2 protein-coding genes and 1 pseudogene are annotated in these 1,250 nt (G+C 52.7%); all 3 read left to right on the forward strand.

Going from position 1 to position 1,250, the window contains the following annotated elements; translation table 11 throughout:
- A pseudogene (locus FFS57_RS25560) lies at positions 1-570 on the forward strand (hypothetical protein); the annotation flags it as partial.
- Between the two features lie 2 nt (positions 571-572).
- Complete coding sequence (locus FFS57_RS25035; RefSeq protein WP_137940529.1) at positions 573-923, forward strand: immunity protein Imm33 domain-containing protein; 351 nt, start codon at positions 573-575, stop codon at positions 921-923.
- Positions 924-996: 73 nt separating this feature from the next.
- Positions 997-1,250: RHS repeat domain-containing protein (locus tag FFS57_RS25040; protein WP_137940530.1), on the forward strand; the 254-nt coding region annotated here is incomplete at its 3' end.

Raw genomic sequence — 1,250 nt, forward strand, 5'->3', positions numbered from 1 at the left:
CAACCCGGCAAGCAGATGTTGACTTCGATGATGGCCAATTTTGAGGCCAGACAGGTGCAAGACAGCCAAGCTGCGCTTGACCGGGCCCAGAGCGCGGCTGATCATTGGGTGCAGAAGCAGCAGGAAACAGGCAATCCGCTCTACGCGATACCGGGGATTGCTGCCAGTGCGCTGGCTAATGCGGATACGATGGACCATGTTGCTTTGGCTTTGTCCGTTCGTGGTGGTGGTGGGAAGGCTGCTCGACTGGGTGTACCAGGGAGTGAATTTAAGCCCAATAGTAATGTAACCAAACCGTTTGTTAGGCCAAGTGGGGCAGGCCCAACCGCCGCACAACAGGCAGCGGTGCAAGGGCAGCCTTGCGTAGCATGTGGGCGGATAACACCTCGTCAAGTTGCAGATCATAAAGAACCGCTTGTCGTGGAGTATTACAGAACTGGTAAAGTTGACGTTGCAGCTCAGAGCAAAGTGGATGCGGTTCAGGCACATTGTCCGTCCTGCTCTTCCTCCCAAGGTGGTTTTCTAAGTGCATTCAGTCGCAGGATGAAAAATTTCTTCGGGTTTAAGTAAATATGTCTAATCCAGCTATCGAGAATTTACAAAAAGAAGTTTGCAGAAGATTCAATGCGCCATATGAACCAAGTGAATTAAATCTAAAGGTCGGGGTGTCTAGAGATTTGAAGCTTGGTGGCTATCCTATTAATGGGCTCCGTATTTCTAAAAAAGGCGATACTAATGGATGGTATATATGGATTGGTGATTGGTCTGATGCAGATGACTTTTTTGTACCATTGCATGGGTTTCACTTATGCGAGTGGTGTGAAAAAGTAATTCCTTATTTGGGTTTGCCTGCTGGCTGGCGTTTTCTTTTGGCAGAAGGATATGAAGATGTATGGTTTGATCCAGATCTACAAAATTCATAGCCGGCTTAGATAGTAGGACAGCCGCGGCCTGACCCTGCGCTACGCCTACAGCGCCGGTGGCCTGCTCAACAGCGTGGCAGACGGCCACGGCCAGCGCACCGACTATCAGTACGACGCCGTCGGCCGCCTCAGCGGCATCCGCGCCAGCACTGGCGAACACCTCACCTTCGTCTACGACGCCAATGGCCGCTTGGTACAAAGCTGGCTACCCAATGGCAGCGCCAGCCTGTACCGCTATGACGAGGCCGGGCAACTCACCCAGCGGCTGAACCAGTCGGCCGGGCAACTCATCAGCCGGCACGACTACGACTACCACCCGCAAACCGG

The sequence above is a fragment of the Chitinivorax sp. B genome (assembly GCF_005503445.1).
In the GTDB taxonomy this organism is placed as follows: Bacteria; Pseudomonadota; Gammaproteobacteria; order Burkholderiales; family SCOH01; genus Chitinivorax.

Coding starts and splice junctions, on each gene's coding strand:
- FFS57_RS25035 (WP_137940529.1), top strand. CDS start 573: ATGTCTAATCCAGCTATCGAGAATTTACAAAAAGAAGTTTGCAGAAGA.